Annotated in this window: 17 protein-coding genes; 4 read left to right on the top strand and 13 right to left on the bottom strand. The window is 67.4% G+C overall.

The features are described 5' to 3' along the window. Positions 1–510 (top strand): MspA family porin (locus ACFXGJ_RS04415; protein ID WP_378616868.1); only part of this gene is annotated, 510 nt, incomplete at its 5' end. A gap of 337 nt (positions 511–847) precedes the next feature. On the opposite strand, the gene ACFXGJ_RS04410 is transcribed toward ACFXGJ_RS04415, so the two are convergent. Then, the gene (locus tag ACFXGJ_RS04410) at positions 848–1330 is read right to left on the bottom strand and encodes a hypothetical protein (protein WP_378616867.1); all 483 of its coding nucleotides are present in this window, start codon (positions 1328–1330) and stop codon (positions 848–850) included. Between the two features lie 1452 nt (positions 1331–2782). Here ACFXGJ_RS04410 and ACFXGJ_RS04405 point away from each other — a divergent pair. Beyond that, complete coding sequence (locus tag ACFXGJ_RS04405; protein WP_378616865.1) at positions 2783–3775, top strand: lipid II:glycine glycyltransferase FemX; 993 nt, start codon at positions 2783–2785, stop codon at positions 3773–3775. Positions 3776–4351: 576 nt separating this feature from the next. Here ACFXGJ_RS04405 and ACFXGJ_RS04400 read toward each other — a convergent pair. Further along, complete coding sequence (locus ACFXGJ_RS04400; protein WP_378616863.1) at positions 4352–6835, bottom strand: LuxR C-terminal-related transcriptional regulator; 2484 nt, start codon at positions 6833–6835, stop codon at positions 4352–4354. Between the two features lie 516 nt (positions 6836–7351). On the opposite strand from ACFXGJ_RS04400, the gene ACFXGJ_RS04395 reads away from it, so the two are divergent. Beyond that, complete coding sequence (locus ACFXGJ_RS04395) at positions 7352–7915, top strand: C40 family peptidase (RefSeq protein WP_378616861.1); 564 nt, start codon at positions 7352–7354, stop codon at positions 7913–7915. A 463-nt stretch (positions 7916–8378) separates the two neighbouring features. Here the strand turns inward: ACFXGJ_RS04395 and ACFXGJ_RS04390 are convergent, their stop codons facing one another. The 4 genes from ACFXGJ_RS04390 to ACFXGJ_RS04375 form a co-directional block, all read right to left on the bottom strand. After that, entirely contained in the window at positions 8379–9707 is a 1329-nt protein-coding gene (locus ACFXGJ_RS04390; RefSeq protein WP_378616859.1) for a DUF1254 domain-containing protein, read from the bottom strand. A 924-nt stretch (positions 9708–10631) separates the two neighbouring features. After that, positions 10632–11441, bottom strand: a complete 810-nt coding sequence (locus tag ACFXGJ_RS04385) for an SGNH/GDSL hydrolase family protein (protein ID WP_378616857.1) — start codon at positions 11439–11441, stop codon at positions 10632–10634. After that, the gene (locus ACFXGJ_RS04380; RefSeq protein WP_378616855.1) at positions 11438–12238 is read right to left on the bottom strand and encodes a hypothetical protein; all 801 of its coding nucleotides are present in this window, start codon (positions 12236–12238) and stop codon (positions 11438–11440) included. Before ACFXGJ_RS04380 ends, ACFXGJ_RS04385 begins: the two co-directional genes overlap by 4 nt. Beyond that, on the bottom strand, positions 12235–13008 hold the full coding sequence (locus ACFXGJ_RS04375; protein WP_378616853.1) for an SDR family NAD(P)-dependent oxidoreductase: 774 nt from the start codon (positions 13006–13008) through the stop codon (positions 12235–12237). Before ACFXGJ_RS04375 ends, ACFXGJ_RS04380 begins: the two co-directional genes overlap by 4 nt. Before the next feature lie 50 nt (positions 13009–13058). Between ACFXGJ_RS04375 and ACFXGJ_RS04370 the strand changes: the two genes are divergently transcribed. Then, positions 13059–13547 (top strand): MarR family winged helix-turn-helix transcriptional regulator, encoded by a 489-nt coding sequence (locus ACFXGJ_RS04370; RefSeq protein WP_378616851.1) that lies wholly within the window; start codon positions 13059–13061, stop codon positions 13545–13547. A 73-nt stretch (positions 13548–13620) separates the two neighbouring features. Here ACFXGJ_RS04370 and ACFXGJ_RS04365 read toward each other — a convergent pair whose 3' ends face one another. The 7 genes from ACFXGJ_RS04365 to ACFXGJ_RS04335 all read right to left on the bottom strand — a co-directional run bounded on the left by ACFXGJ_RS04365 (position 13621) and on the right by ACFXGJ_RS04335 (position 19932). Beyond that, on the bottom strand, positions 13621–14253 hold the full coding sequence (locus tag ACFXGJ_RS04365) for an NAD(P)-dependent oxidoreductase (RefSeq protein WP_378616849.1): 633 nt from the start codon (positions 14251–14253) through the stop codon (positions 13621–13623). A gap of 108 nt (positions 14254–14361) precedes the next feature. Continuing rightward, a complete protein-coding gene (locus ACFXGJ_RS04360) occupies positions 14362–14766 on the bottom strand; it encodes a DUF4386 domain-containing protein (protein WP_378616872.1) in 405 nt (134 codons plus the stop codon). A gap of 106 nt (positions 14767–14872) precedes the next feature. Further along, a complete protein-coding gene (locus ACFXGJ_RS04355) occupies positions 14873–15613 on the bottom strand; it encodes an IclR family transcriptional regulator (protein WP_378616847.1) in 741 nt (246 codons plus the stop codon). A gap of 56 nt (positions 15614–15669) precedes the next feature. Beyond that, a complete protein-coding gene (locus ACFXGJ_RS04350) occupies positions 15670–16491 on the bottom strand; it encodes an enoyl-CoA hydratase-related protein (protein WP_378616845.1) in 822 nt (273 codons plus the stop codon). Next, positions 16488–17306, bottom strand: a complete 819-nt coding sequence (locus ACFXGJ_RS04345) for a DUF6282 family protein (RefSeq protein ID WP_378616843.1) — start codon at positions 17304–17306, stop codon at positions 16488–16490. The genes ACFXGJ_RS04350 and ACFXGJ_RS04345 overlap by 4 nt, the downstream gene beginning before the upstream one ends. After that, positions 17303–18796, bottom strand: a complete 1494-nt coding sequence (locus ACFXGJ_RS04340; RefSeq protein ID WP_378616841.1) for an AMP-binding protein — start codon at positions 18794–18796, stop codon at positions 17303–17305. Before ACFXGJ_RS04340 ends, ACFXGJ_RS04345 begins: the two co-directional genes overlap by 4 nt. After that, a complete protein-coding gene (locus tag ACFXGJ_RS04335) occupies positions 18793–19932 on the bottom strand; it encodes an acyl-CoA dehydrogenase family protein (protein WP_378616839.1) in 1140 nt (379 codons plus the stop codon). The genes ACFXGJ_RS04340 and ACFXGJ_RS04335 overlap by 4 nt, the downstream gene beginning before the upstream one ends. Between the last annotated feature and the right edge of the window lie 43 nt (positions 19933–19975).

Here is a 19975-nt window from a genome sequence, read left to right as displayed (position 1 = left end):
ACCGTCGTCACCATCACCCGCACCGGCGAGTCGGCGAACATCTCCCCCTCGCTCGGCGCCACCCCGCTGCACCGCAACGCGTGGGTCTCCGGCTCGGCCAAGGTCGAACTGTCCGGCCCCGGCGGCGGCACCATCCAGCCCGGCTACATCGTCGGCTGCCAGCTCAACCTCGGCGGCAAGGCCGGCGCCGACAGCAGCATGACGTCGAACTACGCCGGCGACAAGACCAGCCAGACCGGCAAGGGCTCCGGCAACATCTCCATCGGCCCCGGCCAGGCCGTGGACTACAAGATCCTCGACCTCGAGGTCGCCGACGCCTTCGGCGCCGAGCAGCACCGCAACGGCAACCCCTTCAAGAACAAGGGCAGCGTCACCTGGGCCGACTCCACCATGGCGGTCAGCGGCTGCGCCGGCTACGCGCAGGCCCGCAGCTACGTCAAGGTCATCGTCAGCACCGCGAACGTGCAGAGCACCGTCACCCTGTGGGGACAGCCCTTCAGCCTCGGCTGATCACCCCCACCCCCAAACGCACCCGGCCGCACAACGGCCTCGCCCCTCACGAGCCAGAGTCGGGTTGCCGAAAGACGCAGGCGCGTGGTCCGTCGGATCCCCTCCCGGACCACGCGCCTGTGGTGACTCCACACGACGGCGGGATCGTCGCAATCTCTGAACGCTCCAGCCCGACAACACTCGGTCTCTACCGGTCTCCATGGCCACCATCGCTCGGCCGGCTCGCTTTTCTCTCTCGTCTCTCTAGTACGCCTGGACAGGCCCGAGCCCACCGCGCAACGAGACGCTGCCATCGGCGGCTCGCACGACGAACACGAGTGCGGCCTGCGCGGACGAATCAGCTGTCGGCACCCCCGCCCGCTCCCCAGAGATGTGCTGCGTAACGCGGGCATGTCTCTTCGTCGTCGAGGTTGTCGATCACTGCCGCGAGTTCCGAGTGGCCGTTGAGCGCGGCGAGGGTCATGAGCACGTAGCGGAGGTCGCGCTCGTCCCGATGGGGAAGCGTCGCAGTCTCGGCGGTGATCCTTCGCGCCTCGACGAGCGCCTCGGCATGAGGATCAGGCCTCGAGTCCCGAGGCGAAACGGCGGCGATCGTCTCCTGCCACATGCTGGGCGTGGAGTCGCTCACGATGAGCCCGAGCACGGTGACGTATTCGAGTCGCTGCTCGGCGCTCACGCGCCGAGCGATGCTGACCAGGTACGGAAAAGCAGCGACAGCGGCCGGCCAGGCGGTGCCTTCCGAAACTAGTGCAGGCCACTGCTCGGCGAAGCGCTCGCCGTCTACAGGATCCGCATCCAGTGCGCGCAACCAGTCGGGCACCCACGCAGCATCGCCGTCTCTGGTCGACAAATCCTTCCAACGCGGATCGTCCAGGGGAAACACCCCTGTCGCGGAGGCCTCCGGACGCCAGAGGGACTCGCTACTCGGCTGCATCACGAGTCCATCGTCGACGAAGACAGTGATGATGTCGAAATCGGTGGGAACTGGGTTGGTTCGGTGAACCTGTGCATTTCATGTCCCGAGTACTCGACGAACCGCGGCACGACGGCCGCGGACTCGGGATCGCTCGAGAGCACCGTGGCCGGGCGGCCGGTCCTCCGTCAAGAATCGTCGGCGGACGACAAGAAGCAGCGGCGACGCAATCGGTCCTGATTTGCTGTGATCTGGGGTATTCGTTGCGTGTGATCACCGCCCGGTCAACGTAGCCGAAACGCTTGCCGCCCAGTCCAAGTCGCGCGCCGACGGCCATCCACTGACCCGACACGTCACTCGGACGGTTCGCCCACCGTCACACACAAGCTGGAACGCATCCAGATTCGTGCGATCTGGAGCCCTCGTCATGTGTGATCACCGACCGGTCAAACCATCCAATCCGCATGCAGCCCAGCATGCTCCGGCATTGGTGAACACCAATCCACAGGGTGTTCACGCATTGGTGTGCGTTGTATTGACCTATTGGATCCGCGGACGGAATCGGAACCCGATTCCCCTCTAGCCCGGGCCCTGTTGATCAGATTCGGCGGATCTTCGACCTGATTGCGGCGCGACTCGCCTGCACAGTGAACTGAGTTTCGCTCACGCGACGGCTACGGACGGTCGTTGCCGCGATGTGGTCGAGGTCGAGCCGCAGAATCCGTGAATTTCGCTACCGGGGCGGGGTCACTATCTGCCGGATCCGGGTGTCGCCGAGGCCTCGTCGTGGCGCGTGGAGGAGAAGGGACGCATCCGCCTGCGTGGTGTGTGCGCGGGTTCAGGCTCGCCGAGGAACCTGCCCCACGGATCGACGGACTGACGCTTGGTCGAACTCCGGTCGGCCGACAACTCGAACCATGCTCGGGGCATCCTCCGGCCCACCCTTCGGCAGGTTCGCGCTCCGCAGCGGAGACCGCGAATTTCGGGCTTCCCACCGCAACCGTCGACCTTTCCAGAGGTCGCGCTAAGGCGCCACTGACTGACAGTCAAACGATTTAAGTTTCTTCGATTTCGCAACCCTCCCGGCCTACGCCCGCATATTTATTTCTCGGTTGTGCTGCAGGCGCGGCATGAATATCGCGCCTGCTGAAACATCCGAATTCGAATACCAGATCGGGGGATACGAGTGTGACCGTGATCAGAAAGGCGTTCAGCAGAAGGGGCGACAGCCGTTCGACTGGACTGAACTGTCCACACGCGCGGTTCGCGACGCCGGAGGAGATCGAACTCTGGGATGACTTCATCGCGCGAAATCCCGACCGTGGTTCCGTTTTTCGCAGTCGGGCCTTTGCCGAGTCGTTGCGTCTGCAGGGTCACATCCCGGTGTACCTGTTCGTCGACGACCTCGCGGTCACCGCCGCCCAGGTGCGGGTTCCGCGTATCGGGTCGTACTGGCAAATCCCAGGTCCGGGCGTCACCGACGTGGACAACCTGCTGCGGGTGACCGATTCCCTGGTCGCGCTCGCCGCGGAGAACGACATATTCACAATCCGCATCGACCCCCAGATCGAGGAGGACGGCGCTGCGATACGACGCCTGGTTGACCGGGGGCTGAGGCGAACCATGTCGTGGACCTGCGATCACACGGTGCTGGTCGACCTCACCGGGTCGGAGGACGAGGTGCTCCGACGGTTCAGCACCCGCGCACGCCGGTGGATCAAGCGAGCAGCCCGGGACGGTGTCGTCGTCGAGCGCGTGGAGGCCACCGGCGAGAACTGCCGCATCAAGTACGAACTTCTGAACGCGACCGCGGACAATCGGTTCGCCATCATGAGCCTCGAGGCCACCATCCGCTCCTACCAGCAGATGCAGGAAGCGGGAACCGGCCAGCTGTTTCTCGCACGATACAAAGGGAACGTGGTCGCCGGCGCATTCGCGATACAAGTCGGGGAAGCTTCGCTCTACCTGACCGGTGCGTCCGTCCGGAAGGATCCGGGGAGTTCAGAGGGAAACGGACTCGGAGCCCACGGCGTCGGGCACGCCGTCCAGTGGGAGATCATGCGGTGGGCACGTGAGAACGACTGCACCTGGTACGACATGTACGGTTCACCGTCGTCTCGATTCGCTGAGGACTCGGCGCACCCCCTGTACGGGGTAGGACAGTTCAAGCTGAGTTTCAACAAGCAGATCACCGACTACATCGGCTGCTATGACGTCCCAGTTCGACGCGGTCGCGCCTGGATCGTGTACCAGGCAGAGCGCCTCATGATCAACGCCAACCGCTCGAAGCTAGTCAGTCGGATCACCGGCCACAACATCCAGGAGAATCCCGACCTCGCCTGGTTCCGTTGACCAACTGTTCAACCTATCCAATCCGCATGCTCCGTCACTGACCCACTCGGCCCTGGAATGATTCCAGCGGCGATTGCCGGCCAGGTGCACCGGGCGATCCGGCGCTAAGAGCAATTAGCCCGCGGCCCTGACTCTCTCATAGGGTGTGCACCCATCAGCACCGATCGGGTTCACCTATCAACCTGCCAGTGACAGAGTCCAGGCATTTCCGGCCGAATCCTCGGATCAGCACCGCGGACCAGCGGGCTACAGAACTTGGGTGAGCGCTTCTCGGTACGCGCACCCCCGAATTCATGCCTCAATAGCCAGCTTTCGGCATGTGACCCACAACACCCCCTGGGTCCTTGGGTTCCCGGACCGGTCACACAGGCCCACACCGACCGTCTCCACCCCGCGACCCGACCACCAGTCGAGAAGCCGATCCCATACCGTTCGGGCAAAACAACCGTGCCCATCTTCCCGCACCCGTCGTCACGGAACGGGAGATACCAAAACGGCCCGTCGCCGGTTCGACCGGATCGCGGAGGTGACTTTCCTGCAGCAGCGCCCGACTGGTGTCGGTCACACTGACCGCTGCTAGAGCAGACCGAGGCGCCGAGCGGCATCGAGTGCCTCGGTCCGGGAGTGCACGCCGAGTTTGCGGTAGAGGCGGCGTAGCTGTGTCTTGACCGTGTTCGGGGACACGTAGAGCTCCTCCGCGATCCCGGCCACGGAGTCCCCCCGGGACAGTGCCTCGAGCACCGCGGCCTCGCGGTCGGTCAGGTCGACGGCCACAGGCGGCGCGGGATACGGGGACCGGACGCGGCCGGGGTCGAGGGCACGCCAGTGCGCCGGCGGTGGCGTGCCCATCGCGGACAGCACCGTGATCGTCTCGGCCGGCACCGCGGACAGCGGCCGGAGCAGTCCGGTGTCCTCGGACAGTGCCACCGCCCGGCTCCAGGCGCGGTGGATGCCGTCGTGGTCACCGATCTCGATCCGGGCCATCACCTCGATCAGCAACGCCTCCAACCGGACTCGCGTGTGTCCGATGTCCCGACCGGTCAGCTGACCGCTGTGCGCCAGCGCCGCGTCCGCGTTACCGCTCAGCAGAGCGGCGCGTGCCGTCGCCAGACGTACCAGTGGGTGCATCCGGTCGCCACCGCCGTCTACCCGGGCCAGTACGGCCGCGCCCTCGCCCATTGCCGTGCGCAGGTCCATCGACATCGAAGCGAGCAGCGGCCGCGCGAGCGAGCCGCGGGTGTTCCACTTGCGGAATCGCGAGGTGGTGCGGTCCATCCGGTCGAGGGCGACCTCGGGGCGTCCGGTCGCGAGGTCGAGTTGGCCCCGTGCGTATTCCACGAACGGCCAGTACTCGACCGTGTTCTCGAGTTCGGGCAGCGCATCGACTGCACCGGCGGCACCCTCGAAGTCCATCCGGTCGAGGGCGAGGAGTCCGCGGACGATCGCCGCCGGAATTCCGACGGCGGTCCCGACCCACCCCGGCGTCTCCCTGTACGCCGCTTCGCGCTCGATCCACCGCTGCGCGGCACCGACGTCGCCGCGCAGCGCGTACAGCAGGGCGAGATGGCCTGACGCCTGACGCCCGACAAAGTCGTCCAACCGCTCTCCGCTGCCGTCGAACGCCAGCCGGAAGTAGTGGGCGGCCCGGGTGTGATCGTCGTGGAACTGGCTCGACAGTCCCAGGTGCAACCACAACAACGGCAGACGAGCCGAGCGCAGAGCGTCATCGGTCCGGTCCGCAACGAGCCCGGCAGACAATTCGGCGAGCAACTCGTGATGACGGACGGCCTCCTCGTGGTCGCCCCGCCAGCGGAACACCACCGACCTCAGGGTTCCCGTCAGTACCGCAGCCTCCGGGGAGTACTGGACGGCGAACGCTTCGAGCTCTCGGCTGTCGGTCAGCATCGGGATCAACGGTCGCACTCGATCCGACCCGCCCCGGGCGGCCAGTTCCCGCGCGTAATACAGGGTGGAACTGGACCGCACGATGGCGTCGGGAAGGGATGTCAGCGCCTTGATCAGCACAAGCGGCGCGGAAATCGCGATCTCGACCCAGCGGTCGAGAATCAGGTCGACCACCAGGCCCCACTCCTGCGCTTCGGTGGCGTGCCGGATCGCCTCGGCTGGTTCGCCGGTGTCGGCCAACCATCGGGCGAGTACTGCTGCGAGTTCGCCCGATGGCCGTGCCCCCTCCTGCTCCGCGATCCGGAGCAGCGACGCGCGCACGGCGGCGGGGAATCGCCACCGCAGCCCGGATGCCCCAGGCACCCGGTAGATCAGGCCGCCTCGTTCCAGTGCGGCAATGCCGCCCTCGGCGTCGCCGATGCCCAGCACGGCGACCGCGCTCACCGTGAGCGTCCGCACCGACGCGAGCCTCACGGCCAGTTCCCGCAGGCGCGGACCCGGCCCGGTGCCGAGCAGCTCCGACTGGACGTACCGGTCGTTGCCGGCGCAGAGCAGTGCCCAAGCATGCGACCGTTCGAACTCGATCTGGGGCCCGAACACTCGAACGACATCCATCGACAACTCGACCAGCGCGGGGTGCCCCGCGACGAGCTCGGAACTCTCACGGAGCGTCCGTTCGGACAGGCCCAGACCGCGGGCCGTACACAACGCGGCGGCCTCGTCCGCGGTGAACTCGAGTTCAGACGGACCAACGACGGTGAGAGCACCTCCGGGCATCCCACGGCCCCAGAAGAAGCCCGCGTCACGAACCGTGGCGACGATGCGGAGATCGCTGCGGCCGCCACCGATCTCCCGCAGCCGATTCCAGCCGTCCGGGTCCATCACCTTGTCGGGCCGTTCCAACACCAGCACCGCCGGGTAGTTCGTGATCGAGGCGGCCCCCCGCTTCACCTCGTCCCAGTACGACTCCGGCGCCGCCTCGTCCGCCGGTTCGGCGATCCGGCACACGCTCACACCCGTCAGTTCCCGCAGCCATGACTCGACCAGGGTTGACTTTCCGTACCCTGCCGGACCCCACACGACTGCCAGACGCGCATCCTCGTCGAGGCGACGGAGCAGACGAGGGCGCAGCGGCAGAATCGGCGCAGCCGACATGGTCCTCCCCTTCCCGAACTCCCACGATTTGCCGGAATTAGCCTACCGATTCCTGCATACCGGACGGGGAGCATTTCCCGAGCGCGATTCCGTTACCCCGACCGATTGCGAACGGGTGATTCTCGGGGTGATTTCGGGGTTGCCGCCCGACCTCGGGCGACTATCCGACCGACGCACGCTCTTATTCACCGAACCGCGAGGCCGTGTCCATGCTGGTGGGCAACGCGCTCGTCACCAGCACCTGCACCCACGACGTCTCCGTACCGGACAGTCGCGGATCGGCAATAACAACAGGCGAAGGCCGCCATGGGCGCGCGTCCGAGCATCAACGGGACGTGTTTGACTACACCCATAGAGTTTGCTTGAAGTTAACTATTTCCAGGAGTCCTGGCGTCAGGCACGCAGACGGAGCTGTCGGCTGCGGCGCCTACCGCGCACCAGATCCTGGAAACCTTCGACCGCAAGGCGTTTCGGGCAGAACATGAATCGCCGCACACGATGCCGAACGGAGTTGACGTGGCACAGAGGTGGTCCGCGACCTCCCCGGGTCGCCGCCGGCTCCGGAACGCGACGGCTGCGATCGGGTTGCTGGCGGCGATCACCGGCGCCGTGGTGGTTCCGCCGGCGCTCGCCCGGTCCACCGCCGATCAACTCGACCGGCTGACCACGGCCGGTGCATCCGAGGATTCGGCCGCGTCCGCGGAGATCGAGATCGCCTCGGCCGCATCGAGTCCGGCCGGTTTGGCGGCGCTCGCGTCCGCGTACACGCAGGCGGGCAAGCCGTACCGCTGGGGTGGAACTGGGCCCGACGCGTGGGACTGTTCGGGCCTGGTGCAGTGGGCCTTCGGGCAGGCCGGGGTGGACCTGCCGCGGGTGAGCGAGGACCAGGCACTGGTCGGCGACCCGATCCCGGTGGAGGCGATGGCTCCCGGCGACGTCATCACCTTCCGGGACGCCGCCGACCACGTGGGCATCTACGCGGGATTCGGGCAGGTGTTCAACGCCTACGACGAGGACGTCCCGATCGGCCTGACCGGGCTCGCCGACCTCCCGCCCATCCACAACGTGCAGCGGTTCTGAGCCGAAGGCGGCCGCGCGTCAGCGCGGCGGGTGGTCATGGGTTGTACCTTCGCGCCCGCCATCCCGACCTAGTCCGCGAACGCTGAACTCAGGACCAGGCACTCGACCGCTACACCAGTGGAACTCGTCCAGATCTTGTGTGACAGGCCCGAACTCACCGCGCAACGTGACGCTGCCATCGGCGGCTCGCACAACGAACGAGTGCGGCCCGCGCGGACGAATCAGCTGTCGGCGCCCCCGCCCGCTCCCCAGAGATGTGCTGTCCTGCTCACCCTCCGCCACTTCCCCAGGCTGAGTCGCGTCCGGGAAACGGACGATTCTCGGACATGCCGAGGATGGACGATCCAGAGAGCCACCATCGCCCGGACTACTGCAACTCGACGTAGCGGAAACGTTGTTTTTGGGCCAAACAGGTTGCACATCGACCCGTTGAAGTCGGCCAGGAATCGGACTTGCTGGTGTCTCAGTGATTCGCCACCGGTTCGAAGTCACCGGGTTTCCAACTGCTGTCGAATGCGGGCATTTCGGGTCCGTAGATCCGGAAGTAGGCGAACCAGCCAGTGTCGGGAAGGGTTTGGATCCATCTGTGCTCCTGCCCCTCGGGCGGGGTAGGGCCGAAGTACAGATCGATCGTGTCCTCACCCGTTCCTTCGCCGAAGTCGAACAGGGAGCTGAGCACAGCCTTGTCCAGCTCGGTCTGGATCTGACTGCGGGTACGTGCGTCGTAGACGGTGACGGACCAGAACAGCTTTCCCGGGACGGGCTGGGGCACCGTCAGTCGATAGGTGCGGCTCCCGGCGAGATAGGCGCCGTTGCTGTCGCGGTCGCCGAGCCAGTACAGCGAGCCCGCGTTGGTGTCACGGCGGAACATCGCCGGCGAGGCGCCGATCGCCTGGAAGAACCACTTCTCGCGAGCCTCGACGTCGAGCGAGTCGGGTTGCTCGAAGTCACCGTTCTCGAAACGGAGTGCCGCCCATTCCCAGTGCCGGTCCGGCCAGACGACGCGATCGGGCCTGCGGTCGGCGAAGGACTGGACACGCATGTGCGCGTTGCCGATCCGGGCGGCGCGGTCGAGGATGCGTTTCATGCGCTCGTCGGGAGCGAACGGCCGGCCCTTGACGATGCCGAGCGCCGCGAGGTCACCGTAGGCGACGTGGAACTCGGGTAGCGCCGGCTCTGCGTCGATGACTTCGTGCAGAGCCTGCCAGAATCCGATGTTGTCCTCCCACCGCAGGGGCGAGGTGTCCTGGCGACCCGGGGTGAGGTCGAGCCAGGTCGGCGCGGTCCATTCCCGCTCTGGGTCGAGCGGTCGCACCTTGACGGTTGTCAGTCGTTCCGTTGCGGCCTTCACGTCACCGCCGACCGGAAGGGATCGGATTCCCCCGAGCACCCGGTAGGTCGTCGATCTGCCGACGTAGTACCCATCCGGGATGTCGCCGTCGTATCCGGGCGGCAGGAGCAGGTGGCGACCGCCCGCACCGGCATCGGGGCCCGGAATTCCCATGTCCAGCACCCAACGTTGGTTGAGATCCATCGCGATGCAGATCAGTGGTCCCGGAGGGACCTCGATCACCAGCGGGCCCTCACGCAGGTCGAGCAGGAGGGGCGCGTAGGGCGTGTCCGAGTTCAGTGTGAATCCGACATGCTTCGGGCCCGTCTCCAGCGTGCCGAACACGCTGTTCTCGACGACCCCGACGGCGTTGTTGCCCTTGAAGATCGCCGCTCCCGACACCGTCGGGAAGAAGAGTCGGTAGGTCGAGACCGCTCGGTTCAGATCGATTTCGTCGTACACCCGAGTGATCGTCTCGGGCGTCGGAAAGCCTCCCCGGAACACGTACTCCGAATCGTTGTCAGTCGTCGATGCTTCAGGCTGCCGGTCCATAACGGCACGATAGGTCGGCGGCCGAACGGAACACCTCACCCGCAATGGATGAACGCCCGTCCGGCACGCGCACGTAGCCATGTACATGCGCACAACTGGTCGGATCGGCGAAACGCCGGTCAGGCGGGATAGTTCCGCCTCTCTCCTCTTCGCGAGCTCACACGTGTGCATGGCCTGCAGATCGAACCGACCCCCAAAAAAGGAAGCCTGAACGCGATCTCCCAACTAGTACAAGGCGCGCTACAACGAATTCACCGGAGACCTGCGCTGGGTCCAGGTCGACATCGGTGACGACGACCAGGTTCACCTGAAGCGCGATCCCAACACGAGGCGGCCCCCGGAAACTCGACTTCCCGGGGCCGCTTCGTGTTTCTAGACCGCTCGACTGTCGGCGCAGGCTGGCAACCGTTCCCCGGCGACTGAGTTCCGGGATGTGGCCTAGGTCATTCTCCCGGGGCCGGCGCCCCAGGGGCAGGACGTGGTAGCTAAGTACCGCCATACGCCGCTGCGGCGGCACGCGCCGATGCTCGACGAGGGCGTCGACGTGGCGACTTGGCGTACCGAGGTTTCGGCTCCCCGGTGAGGCGGTAGCCGCCGGGTCCGGCTCGATCCCGAGAAGTACAAGGGCCGCAACGTCGTCGAGCGGTCGTTCTGCACTCTCGAGCGGTGGCGTACACCGGCCACTCGCTGCGACAAATTGGCCCTCACGCACCGACCTGGGGTGCTCCTGTCAGCGGTGTGCACCTGGGGCAAACACCTCGCGGGCCAGGAGACATGCCCTAGGCCGAGGGTGATCTCACGCATGCGGACCATCCTGATCCATCCACTACCTCGTCACTGGGTCAATGCGTCCAAGACCAGGCCCGCCACGGCCGCCTGGGTCGCGGCCTGGGGATGGACCCCGTCCTCGAGCAACGATTCGGGCCCTGTGACGGCCGGGCTCGTGTCGATCACCAGGTCCCGGTCCCCCGCGATCCGGCGGATCGCACCGCCCGTGCGTCGGACGTCGTCGTTGGACCAGTGGAGTCCCGCGCCGCCGAAGAACGGGAAGGCGGCGACGGCCGCCTCGTCCACCGGCGTTGGGGTCAGCCAGATCCATTGCGCCGCATCATCGGACGCTCGCTCGCGGAGAAGCCTCAGGTTCCGCTCGGCCTCGGCCTCGCTGACCAGCCGCGGTCCGTCGACACCGCACCGCTGGATGTCGTTGCCGCCCAACAGGATGAACACCCGATCGGCCGGCTGCCTGCGGATCCCGGCCAGTCCGGCCAGCGTCCCCGTGGTGGACGCCCCCGACACCGCGAGGTTGATCAGCTCCAACCCGAGGTCGGGCCGGTGCCGAGCGATCAGCGTGCGTAGCACCTCGAACCAGGACAATCGGTCGGCAGTGGTGCTCTCGCCGATCGCCACGATGCGTTCCCCCGCGGCGAACGGCAGGCGACGCAATCGATCCGCCACCCCCGCGTCCGCGAAAAGCCGGTCGGCGGCCTCGTCCCGCTGGCGATCCAGATCGGCCAGCGCGGCCTCGTATCCCGCCAGGTCGGTGCCGAACACCGCCGCCTCGGTGGCCCGGTCCGGCCGCGCCCATGGCAGCGCCCGGTCCGGCCGCTGGAACCGCACCAGCTTGGGCAACATCGGATTGCTCATCGTGAACTCCCTTGATTCGCTGTGGTTTCGCCACGCCGGTCCCGCCGGCGCGGCAGCAAGAAGGCCGCCGACACGATCCAGGCGAAGGCCGGGAAGCGGGCGATCGGCAGCAGGATCGACAGGCCGGGCAACGCCACCGACAGCGTCGCGACCATCGCCACCGCCGCGATCACCAGGCCCGCCCAGGCGTGCCAGCGGGGCAGCAACCGCGCCAGCAGCCCGGGCACGGCGATGCCGGCCACGAGCAGACCGAGCGGCACGACGAACCCGGCCCCGCCGGTGACGAAGGCCAGGTCGTGCAGCAGCCGGATCAAGTCGTCGTGCGCCAGGATCTCCGGCCGGGTCAACGCCCAGCTGAAGCCGGCCGACATCGCCAGCGATACCGCGGCGAGGATGCCGCCCGCGAAACCGATCCGCGGCCCGGGCGCCTGCACGCCGAGCCTGCCCAGCCGAACCGACACGACCGCGGCGAAGACGACCAACGGCAGCGAGGCGGCGAACTGCAGCAGGCTCGCGACCAGCACCTGGTCCGAGCGACCCCGGAAGTAGCCGACGATCTCCTCCCCCGAGGCGAACGGCGAGGGGTAGACGTCCCCGCCGCTCAGGACGATCGGCAGCACCAGCGAGGCCATGAACAGCGCGATGGCGGCGATCGCCACCGGCGGTAACGGCGGCCCCTCCTGCGGACGCCTCCCCGGCGCTCGACCGGGGGCGCCGTCGAGCGTCTGCACGCCGCCCGACGGTCCGCGCGTCGGCCGGCCGACGGCACTCCTCGTTTCGGTCACGTCCTCGTTCACAGCGTCATCCCTCCGGTGATATCGATGGTGTTCCCGGTGATCCATCCCGCCCGGTCCGAGACGAGAAACGCAACGGTCTCGGCGATGTCGGCGGGTTGACCGATGCGGCGCAGCGGCACGCGTTCGGCGACGGCGGCCAGCTGCGCGGCGGGCATTCGGTGCCGCAGCGTGTCGGTCTCCACGATGGACGGCGCCACGCAGTTGACCCGAATACCGTTGCCTGCGTACTCCTTTGCCAGATGCTCGGTCAGCATCACCACGCCCGCCTTGGCCGCCGCGTAGGCGGCGTTGGCCTGCGAGGCCCGGCGCCCGGCACTCGAGGCGACGGTGACGATCCGCCCGTCGCCGCGCTCGACCATCCCCGGTAGGACGGCACGCAGGGTGAGGAACGTCGAGGTCAGGTCGAGGTCGATGACTTCCCGCCAGCGCTGCGCGCTCATCGCCGCGGACGGCTGCGGGGCGCCCGCGCCGCCGGCCAGCGGGACCGTGATGTCGATCGGCCCGAGGTCCGCGGCCACCCGTTCGGTCAGCTCCGACAGGTGGTCGGGGTCGCGCACGTCGCCCAGGTGAGCGGTGGCCGTACCGCCCGACCCGCGGATCTGCTGGACCAGTGCGGTCAGCCGATCCTCGGTGCGTCCGTGCACGGCCACCGCCGCTCCGCGGTCGGCGAGGGCGCGGCTGACCGCTGCCCCGATCGATCCGGACGCGCCGGTCACCAACGCCACCCGACCGGTGAGGTCGGCTCTGTCGAGCTTATTGATTCCAGTCATGCAATCATTCATAGCACAGAATCATTTCGAGTCAATGGTATGGTTCGGCCATGGCCACCGACCCCGCGGCGCAGCCGTTCCGACCGCCCGCGCAGCGGGTGAGCTTCCTGTTGTCCCAGCTCGGCATGTACGCCACCGCCCGGTTCGCGGAGCGACTGTCCGCGCTGGAGCTGCAGCCCAGCGACGTCGGCCTGCTGCGGCTGATCGCGACCGATCCAGGAATGAGCCAACAGGCACTGGCGTCCAAGCTCGGAGTGGTGCCGAGCCGGGTGGTGGCGCTGGTGGACGGACTGCAGGCCAAGGGGCTGGTGGAGCGTCAACGCAGCGCCCGGGATCGTCGCAACTACGAACTGCATCTGTCGGTGGGCGGCCGCGCGGTGATGGCACAGATGCGCGAGATCGGGGAGGCGCACGAGGCCGACCTGGTCGAAGCCCTGTCGGCAGACGAGCGGCGCACCCTGGGCGAGTTACTGGCGAAGGTGGCCACCAGTCACGGCATCGAGCCGGACGTACACCCCGGCTATCGCGGCCAGCCCTGACGGACGCACATCGGCCCGAGACGCCTGTGCCGCGCGACGTCGAGCGTCGCGCGGCACAGGGTCCGCGCCTCGGTCAGGCCGAGACCTCGACCGTTCCCCGCCAGGTCGCGGGGTCGTCCAGGACCCGCACGGCGTAGTCGGCCAGGGCGGCCCGGCTGATCGACCGAGGCTTGTCCAGGTGCCCGTTCACGGCCGCCCGGACCTCGCCCGCCGGAGCGGCATCGGTCAGCATCGGCGGCCGGATGATGGTCCATCGCACGTCCTGCGCCGTGACGAACTCCTCCATCCGGGCCATGTCGGCGTATCCGTGCCGGTATCGCGGCTGGATCACCAGCCGAGTCACCACGCGCTGGGCCCACGAGGTGCCTGGCGCAATCTCCAGGCCTGCCGAGGACAGGCAGACGAGCCGCCGCTCCGGCCCGCCGGCGAGCGCCGCCAACAGGTTCGCCGTTCCCTGCGAGTAGACGGTGGTCGAATGCTTGCGATCCGTGCTGCCCAGGCAGGACAGGACGGCCCGGCAGTCGCCGACCTCCGAGCGCCACTGCCCGCCCTGCAGCACGTCACCCCCGATCACCCGCAGCCCCGGTCGGGCCGCCACCGCCTCCGGTCGGCGGGCGACCGCAACCACCCCATGGCCGGCGTCGAGTGCCCGCTCCAACGCCAACCGCCCCGTGCCGCCGGTCACCCCGGCCATCAACAGGTCCATAGCAACTCCGATCGCAGCAGTAAATGATTCATATAACTGAATCATATTCACGCAGGCCGCGCACCCCCACGCCGAGCGAGACCACCCACCGCAGAGAAGGCGCGGGTCTCACGCCACCGACAACTCGGGGTGCACACCGCCCGCGGCGACGGTGCGGTCGGCGACGGGGAATGCCTTGAAGCCCTTGGCAATCAGGTAGACGGCAAAGCTGACCTCCCACGCGAACACCGGCAGCGCGGAGATCGCATGGACGGCAGGGCCATAGAGCCCGAACAGCACGGCAATGGCCGAGGCGGTGACGAGCGGGCCACCGACGAGCCCGAGCACTGCGATGGGCCGGGGCGCGAGCTCCGACCGGTACGCCAGGTAGGCCAGCAGCAGGCTGTTCACGCCGAGCACCACGCTCGGGCCGAGCAGGAACGTCCAGTCATGGATGGCCGGCGCCTCGCCAGAGTCGGCGAGTTTGCCGGCGAGACGGCAGAATTCGCTACGCTGCGGATCCGGCCGCTCCACTGCCTGCCCGGTCAGCCGCCGACCCAGCGCAGCCAGGAACCGGCGCCGCTCGGCCGGTAGCACCGACATATCCACGGACAGGCGGCCGTATTTGCCGCCGGCGTACTCAGAGTCGGGCTGAGACTTCCGCGGCGGTGGCGTGAATTCGGGCTCCCCATTCGGGGATCCGCATGTCGTCGAAACGGCTCTCGGGGATGGAGATGCCCAGCCCTGCGATCGGACGCCCGCCGGAGTCGAGCACGGCGGCACCGACCGAGCGGACGCCCGGTCGGTTCTGACCCCGGCTCACGGAGTAGCCGAGCTCTCGAACCGTCGGCAGATAGCTGCGAATGACCTCCGGGTCGGTGATCGACGCGGGCGTAGTGGCCGGGATCTCGTGGCTCAGCACCTCCTCGATCTCGGCTTCGGAGCGATGCGCCAGCATGGCCAGGCCGCCAGCGCTCAAGGTGATGAAGCTCGAGACTCCCACGGGGATGAAGGTCCGCACCGGCTGCTGGGAGTCGACATGGGCGATGTACGTCGTCTCGAAGGTCGTCTTGGGGACTTGCAACACGACGGTCTCGTCGATCTCGTCGCGGAGCTTCGTCATGAACTCGACCGCGACCTCGGCGATTGCACCCTCACGGGAACCGTTCTGGCTCAGCAGGAGAGCTTTCGGCGTGACGACCCATCGGGTGAGGTCACGCTCGCCGACCGAGCGGATCCACCCTGCCTCTGCCAGGGCGAGCAGGTGCCGCTGGGTCGTCGACTTCGGCAGGCCGACGCGGCGGGACAGGTCGCTGACCCCGATGGGACCGAAGTTGGCGACATGCTCGAAAATCTGCAGAGCACGAGCGATCCCCTGCAAGCGACTCTCCTCGATAGCGGTGGGCGACGGCGAGCCGACCGGCCCGATGGATGATGCTAACGCTCAGTCTCCCCCTGGGCCCGCCGGGTCGCGATGGCGTCCAGGAGGCGCCGGGTGGCAGCCTCATGCTCGATGGTGTCGTGCAGGAGAGCCTGCAGGGGCGCCACGAGTTCCAGATGCTCGGCGAGCGTGGCGACGGGCTGCCTGAGCAGTTTCTTCGTGTAGCGCACTGCGGGTGGAGAGTTGTCTGCGATGTGGTCGGCCAGCGTTAACGCCGCGTCCCGGAGCTCGGCCAGCGGATGCGCCTCTAGCGCTATGCCCAGCTGGACTGCCTCCGCCGCGGTGACCGTTCTCCCGGTGAAGGCCAGTTCAGCTGCTCTCTGCTGCCCCACTGCCCGGGGGAGCAGCCATGCGCCACCGTCACCGGGTGCGAGTCCGACGGTGACGAAGGTGGAGCCGACTCGTGCCGCGTCGGCGATGATCCGGATGTCGCAGGCGAGGGCGAGGTCGAGGCCTGCGCCCATCGCGTGGCCGTTGACGGCCGCGATGGTCGGAACGCCTGCACCGAACACGGCTGCGATCAGCCGGTGCATTCCACGGCGGTAGCCCTCCGCCGTCGAGACGCCGCCTCCCGCGAGGGAGCCACTCCTGTCCCGCATCTGCTTGAGATTGCCGCCTGCGCTGAATGCCGGCCCGCTCCCGGTCAGAACGATCACGCGGGCGTGAACGGTGTCGGCAAGTGATTCGAATGCGTCCGTCAGCAGCGAGAGCAGCGGTTCGTCCGAGATGACATTGCGCACCTCGGGGCGGTTCATCGTGAGCACTACCACGCCGTTGTCGCGGTGCTCGACCAGCAGCGCGTCCTGAGGGTGGTTCATGACAAGAGCTCCTCGCCGTTGACGGTCATGATGCGGTTGAGTCTCCGGGCGCCGAGGAGCGGCTCTGTGGCGGCGACCCAGTCGGCGATGCCGGGGTCGGCGTCGGGAAACGATCGATGCCCCAGGTCGCTGCCGAAGACCAACAGTTCCTCGGGATAACCCGCCGCAATCACCGAGGTCGCGGTGTGTCCGGTGACGCTGGCCTCGACCTGATCGGCGAGGACCCCCACCTCGATGTAGGCGCCCAGTTCCGCCAGAACCGCGAAGTGCTCCCGCCTCCAACCAAGATGGCCGAGGAGGGGGTGGTTGACGAGGAACCGCTGCACGCCCCGGCGACGGGCCTCGGTGAAGACCTCAACAGCCTCATCGATTGCGATGTGTCCAGACGCGAGGACGCGGTCGTCACGGGCGACGAGATCGAGGACGTCGTACCACTCCTCGAGGAGCACACCATCACGACAGACCGGCACTGGGTTGAAGGTGAGGTGCTGGAGGACGCTGGTCTCCGGCCGGCCGGAGCCGCGGAGGTGCGCCTCAGCCGAGATGGTGGGCATCCAGATCACCCGGGCCCCAAGCTGGCTTGCGACCGCGACGGCATCCGGGTTTGCGCCGCCTACCGGTGAGTTGAGCACGATGGAGCCGATTGCGCCGCCTCCCACGAGGATGGCGCGTTCGGCGGTCGATCCCTCGTGCGCTTTGAGCACGAAACGCTCAACTCCAGCGCCCTCGACCACCTGCCTGATCTCGTGGTCGTCGTGGTGGCGCGGCATCAAGCTCGGGCCGGAATGCACATGGAAGTCGATGAAACCGCTCACAGCGCAGTCCGTTCGAGTTCCGCCAGATCCGGGAGCTGGCGCCTCCGGACCTTTCCCACACCCTCGTCTCGCGGAAGCTGCTCGACCCGGATCAGGTAGGCCGGCCGCATGAAGGCGGGGAGGGAACCGCTCACAGCCCGCAGCACGTCCAGGTCGACCTGCGCGCCCTCGGTGTACAGGACGACCTGGTCGTCCTGCAGGTCACCCGGGTGTTTCCACAGCGCGAAGTCGGCCAGGCCCGGAACGTCGGAGAGCTCCCTCTCGACCATGTCGATGGGCACGAACTCACCCTTTACGCGGATGGACTCAGCACGCCGCTCACGGAAGACAAGACCGCCGCTCGGGTCGAGTGAGCCAAGATCTCCCGTGGAGAACCAGCCGTCCACGTCCACAACGGACGTGAGTTGGTCGCCGACCTGATAGCCGTCGAAGAGGACATGCGGGCGCCTGCCACGCACCTGGATCTCGCCGTCTTCGGCAAGGCGCCACTCCACGTCGCGCCTGGCGTCGCCGGCATACCTCACCAGGGGCGACCCATCGTCCGGCACCTCGCCGCGACGCCAGACCCGAGAATGTGTGAGCCCGGCGGCCTCCGTGGATCCGTAACCCGACAGGCCGACGGGTACCTGGAAGCGCTCCATGAACTCCGCATCAGCACCGAAGGACACGCGCAGACGGTGGCCCTGTGCGTCCTCGCGGGTGGTCCTCTTCTTCAGGATCTCGACGGGAGGGATGTGAAGGATCGCCGCAGTGACGCCCTCGTCTCTGACTTGGGTCCAGAAGGCACTCGCGGAGAACCGCGGAGCGCCCAGGGCGTTCGCTCCGGCTACGAGGCCGCCCACGATCCCGTATCCGAGCGGGTTGATGTGGAACATGGGCAGCGGAGCGAAGACCGTGTCGTCAGGCCCGATCGTCATCATGTCAGCGATGAAGCGGCCGAGACTGAGGTGGTACTCGTGGCTCAGCGCACAGAATTTCGGCAGCCCCGTGGTGCCCGATGTGTGGATGAAGCCCGCAAGGTCGGAGGAAGCACGTCCCATCCCGGGCATGGTGCCGACAGGGTCGGGGACGGTCAGGACAGCCTCCCCGGCGACTACGGTTCCGTGAGCGAGCTGTGAGGCATCGATGTAGCGGTCGGTGCCGAACCAGGGCCGGAGCACGGGATTGACGTCGGCCACCACGACGCCGTCCACCCCGAGGTTCGTCAGCATCTGCTCCAGCATGTCGTCGGCGTACGTCGGATTGACTAGTGCCGCTTCGACGCCCGCCAACTGGAGGCCGACCCATGCCGTCAGGTACGCCAGTGAGTTGCGGCCGATCAACGCGACCCGTGTGCCACGACCGAGGCCATGTGCCGAGAGGATCTCGACGAATCCCGCAGCTCGGTCGGCGACCTCCTCGAACGGTCGATGATCCCCTGCGACGCCGAAGCGCTGCCGCGGAGAGCGCGCGCGCCGATACTCGATCAGTTGGGCCAGGTTCTCGATCACAGTCCGACCTCCTCCGGCGAGCGCAGCACACATCGCGCCACGTAGTTGCGCAGCACCTCGAGAGATCCACCGCCGATCCGCAGCACCTTGACGTCATGCAGGAGCTGACCGAACTCCTCGTCGAAGTAGAGGCCGTGTCCCCCGGTCAGTGCGAAGACGTCGTTGGTGGTGCGTTCGGCCGCCTCGATGGCGAGCTTCTTGGCCAGAGAGGTCTCGAAGGCCGGATCATGGCCCGCGTCGGCCTGCGCGGCTGCCCGGTCGCGCACCAGCGAGGCGGCGTACAGATCGGAGAAGCGGTCGGCCAGGATCCACTGGATGCCCTGGAAGTCCGTGACGCGATGGGCGCCGACCTGCCGTCCCTTGGCGTACGTCACGGCGAGACTCAGAGCACGGCGGGCAGTGCCGATGGCCTCCGAGGCGTTGCCCAGGCGGCTGATGTTGAAGGTGCTGAAGAAGGTGCTCATGCCGTCGCCGACCTCGCCCAGCACGGCGCCCGCCGGCACACGGACGTCGTCGAACACCATGTCGGCCGTCGGCAACATGCGTCCACCGATCGGGGCCGTCTCGTGCGAGCTGAATCCCGGCAGGCTCGTGTCCACCAGGAAGGCCGTCAGCCCCTCCTCGGCGATCGCGTACATCAAGGTCACGTCCGACTGATGCCCGAGGTTCACGTGGGTTTTGCGTCCCTGAAGGATCCAGTCCGTGCCGTCACGGCGCGCACTGGCCCGCATTTCTTTGAGTGAAGACCCTACGCCGGGCTCGGAGATGGACTCCGAGAAGACGATCTCACCGCGTGAGATCGGGCCGAGGTACCGATCTCTCTGAGCTGCCGTGCCCCAGTCGAGAAGCCACCGCTGCCCCTGAGTGGCGATCTGCGGGCTGACGAGCCCCGAGAAGGCGACCTCCTCTGCAATGGCACAGTATTCCGCGACTCCGCCGCCTAACCCGCCGTCCGAGGCGGGTGCGAAGGGCGCGAGCCAGCCTCTCGCACCCATCTCCCGATAGATTTCCAAGGGGAAGCAGCCACTTCGCGTGGCATCACGCAAGTCCTCGCGAACCGTGGATGCGTAGTCCCGCATGTTCGTCGTGAGGCGAGCCATCTGGTCGTTGTCCGAAAAGGTCAGCCCATCAATCACAAGGGTTCCATCTTTCTCCGTTGCGTGCCGTGTAGCGGCACGT

The organism is Rhodococcus sp. NPDC059234, assembly GCF_042754225.1.
Classification (GTDB): domain Bacteria; phylum Actinomycetota; class Actinomycetes; order Mycobacteriales; family Mycobacteriaceae; genus Rhodococcus_G.
The sequence above is the reverse complement of the archived record's forward strand: the minus strand, read 5'-3'. Positions and strand labels throughout refer to the sequence as shown.

Excerpts from the sequence above, each read along its gene's own strand:
- ACFXGJ_RS04385 (WP_378616857.1), bottom strand. The coding sequence starts at position 11,441 with ATGAGCAATCCGATGTTGCCCAAGCTGGTGCGGTTCCAGCGGCCGGAC.
- ACFXGJ_RS04350 (WP_378616845.1), bottom strand. The coding sequence starts at position 16,491 with ATGAACCACCCTCAGGACGCGCTGCTGGTCGAGCACCGCGACAACGGC.
- ACFXGJ_RS04375 (WP_378616853.1), bottom strand. The coding sequence starts at position 13,008 with ATGACTGGAATCAATAAGCTCGACAGAGCCGACCTCACCGGTCGGGTG.
- ACFXGJ_RS04400 (WP_378616863.1), bottom strand. The coding sequence starts at position 6,835 with ATGTCGGCTGCGCCGATTCTGCCGCTGCGCCCTCGTCTGCTCCGTCGC.
- ACFXGJ_RS04365 (WP_378616849.1), bottom strand. The coding sequence starts at position 14,253 with ATGGACCTGTTGATGGCCGGGGTGACCGGCGGCACGGGGCGGTTGGCG.
- ACFXGJ_RS04370 (WP_378616851.1), top strand. The coding sequence starts at position 13,059 with ATGGCCACCGACCCCGCGGCGCAGCCGTTCCGACCGCCCGCGCAGCGG.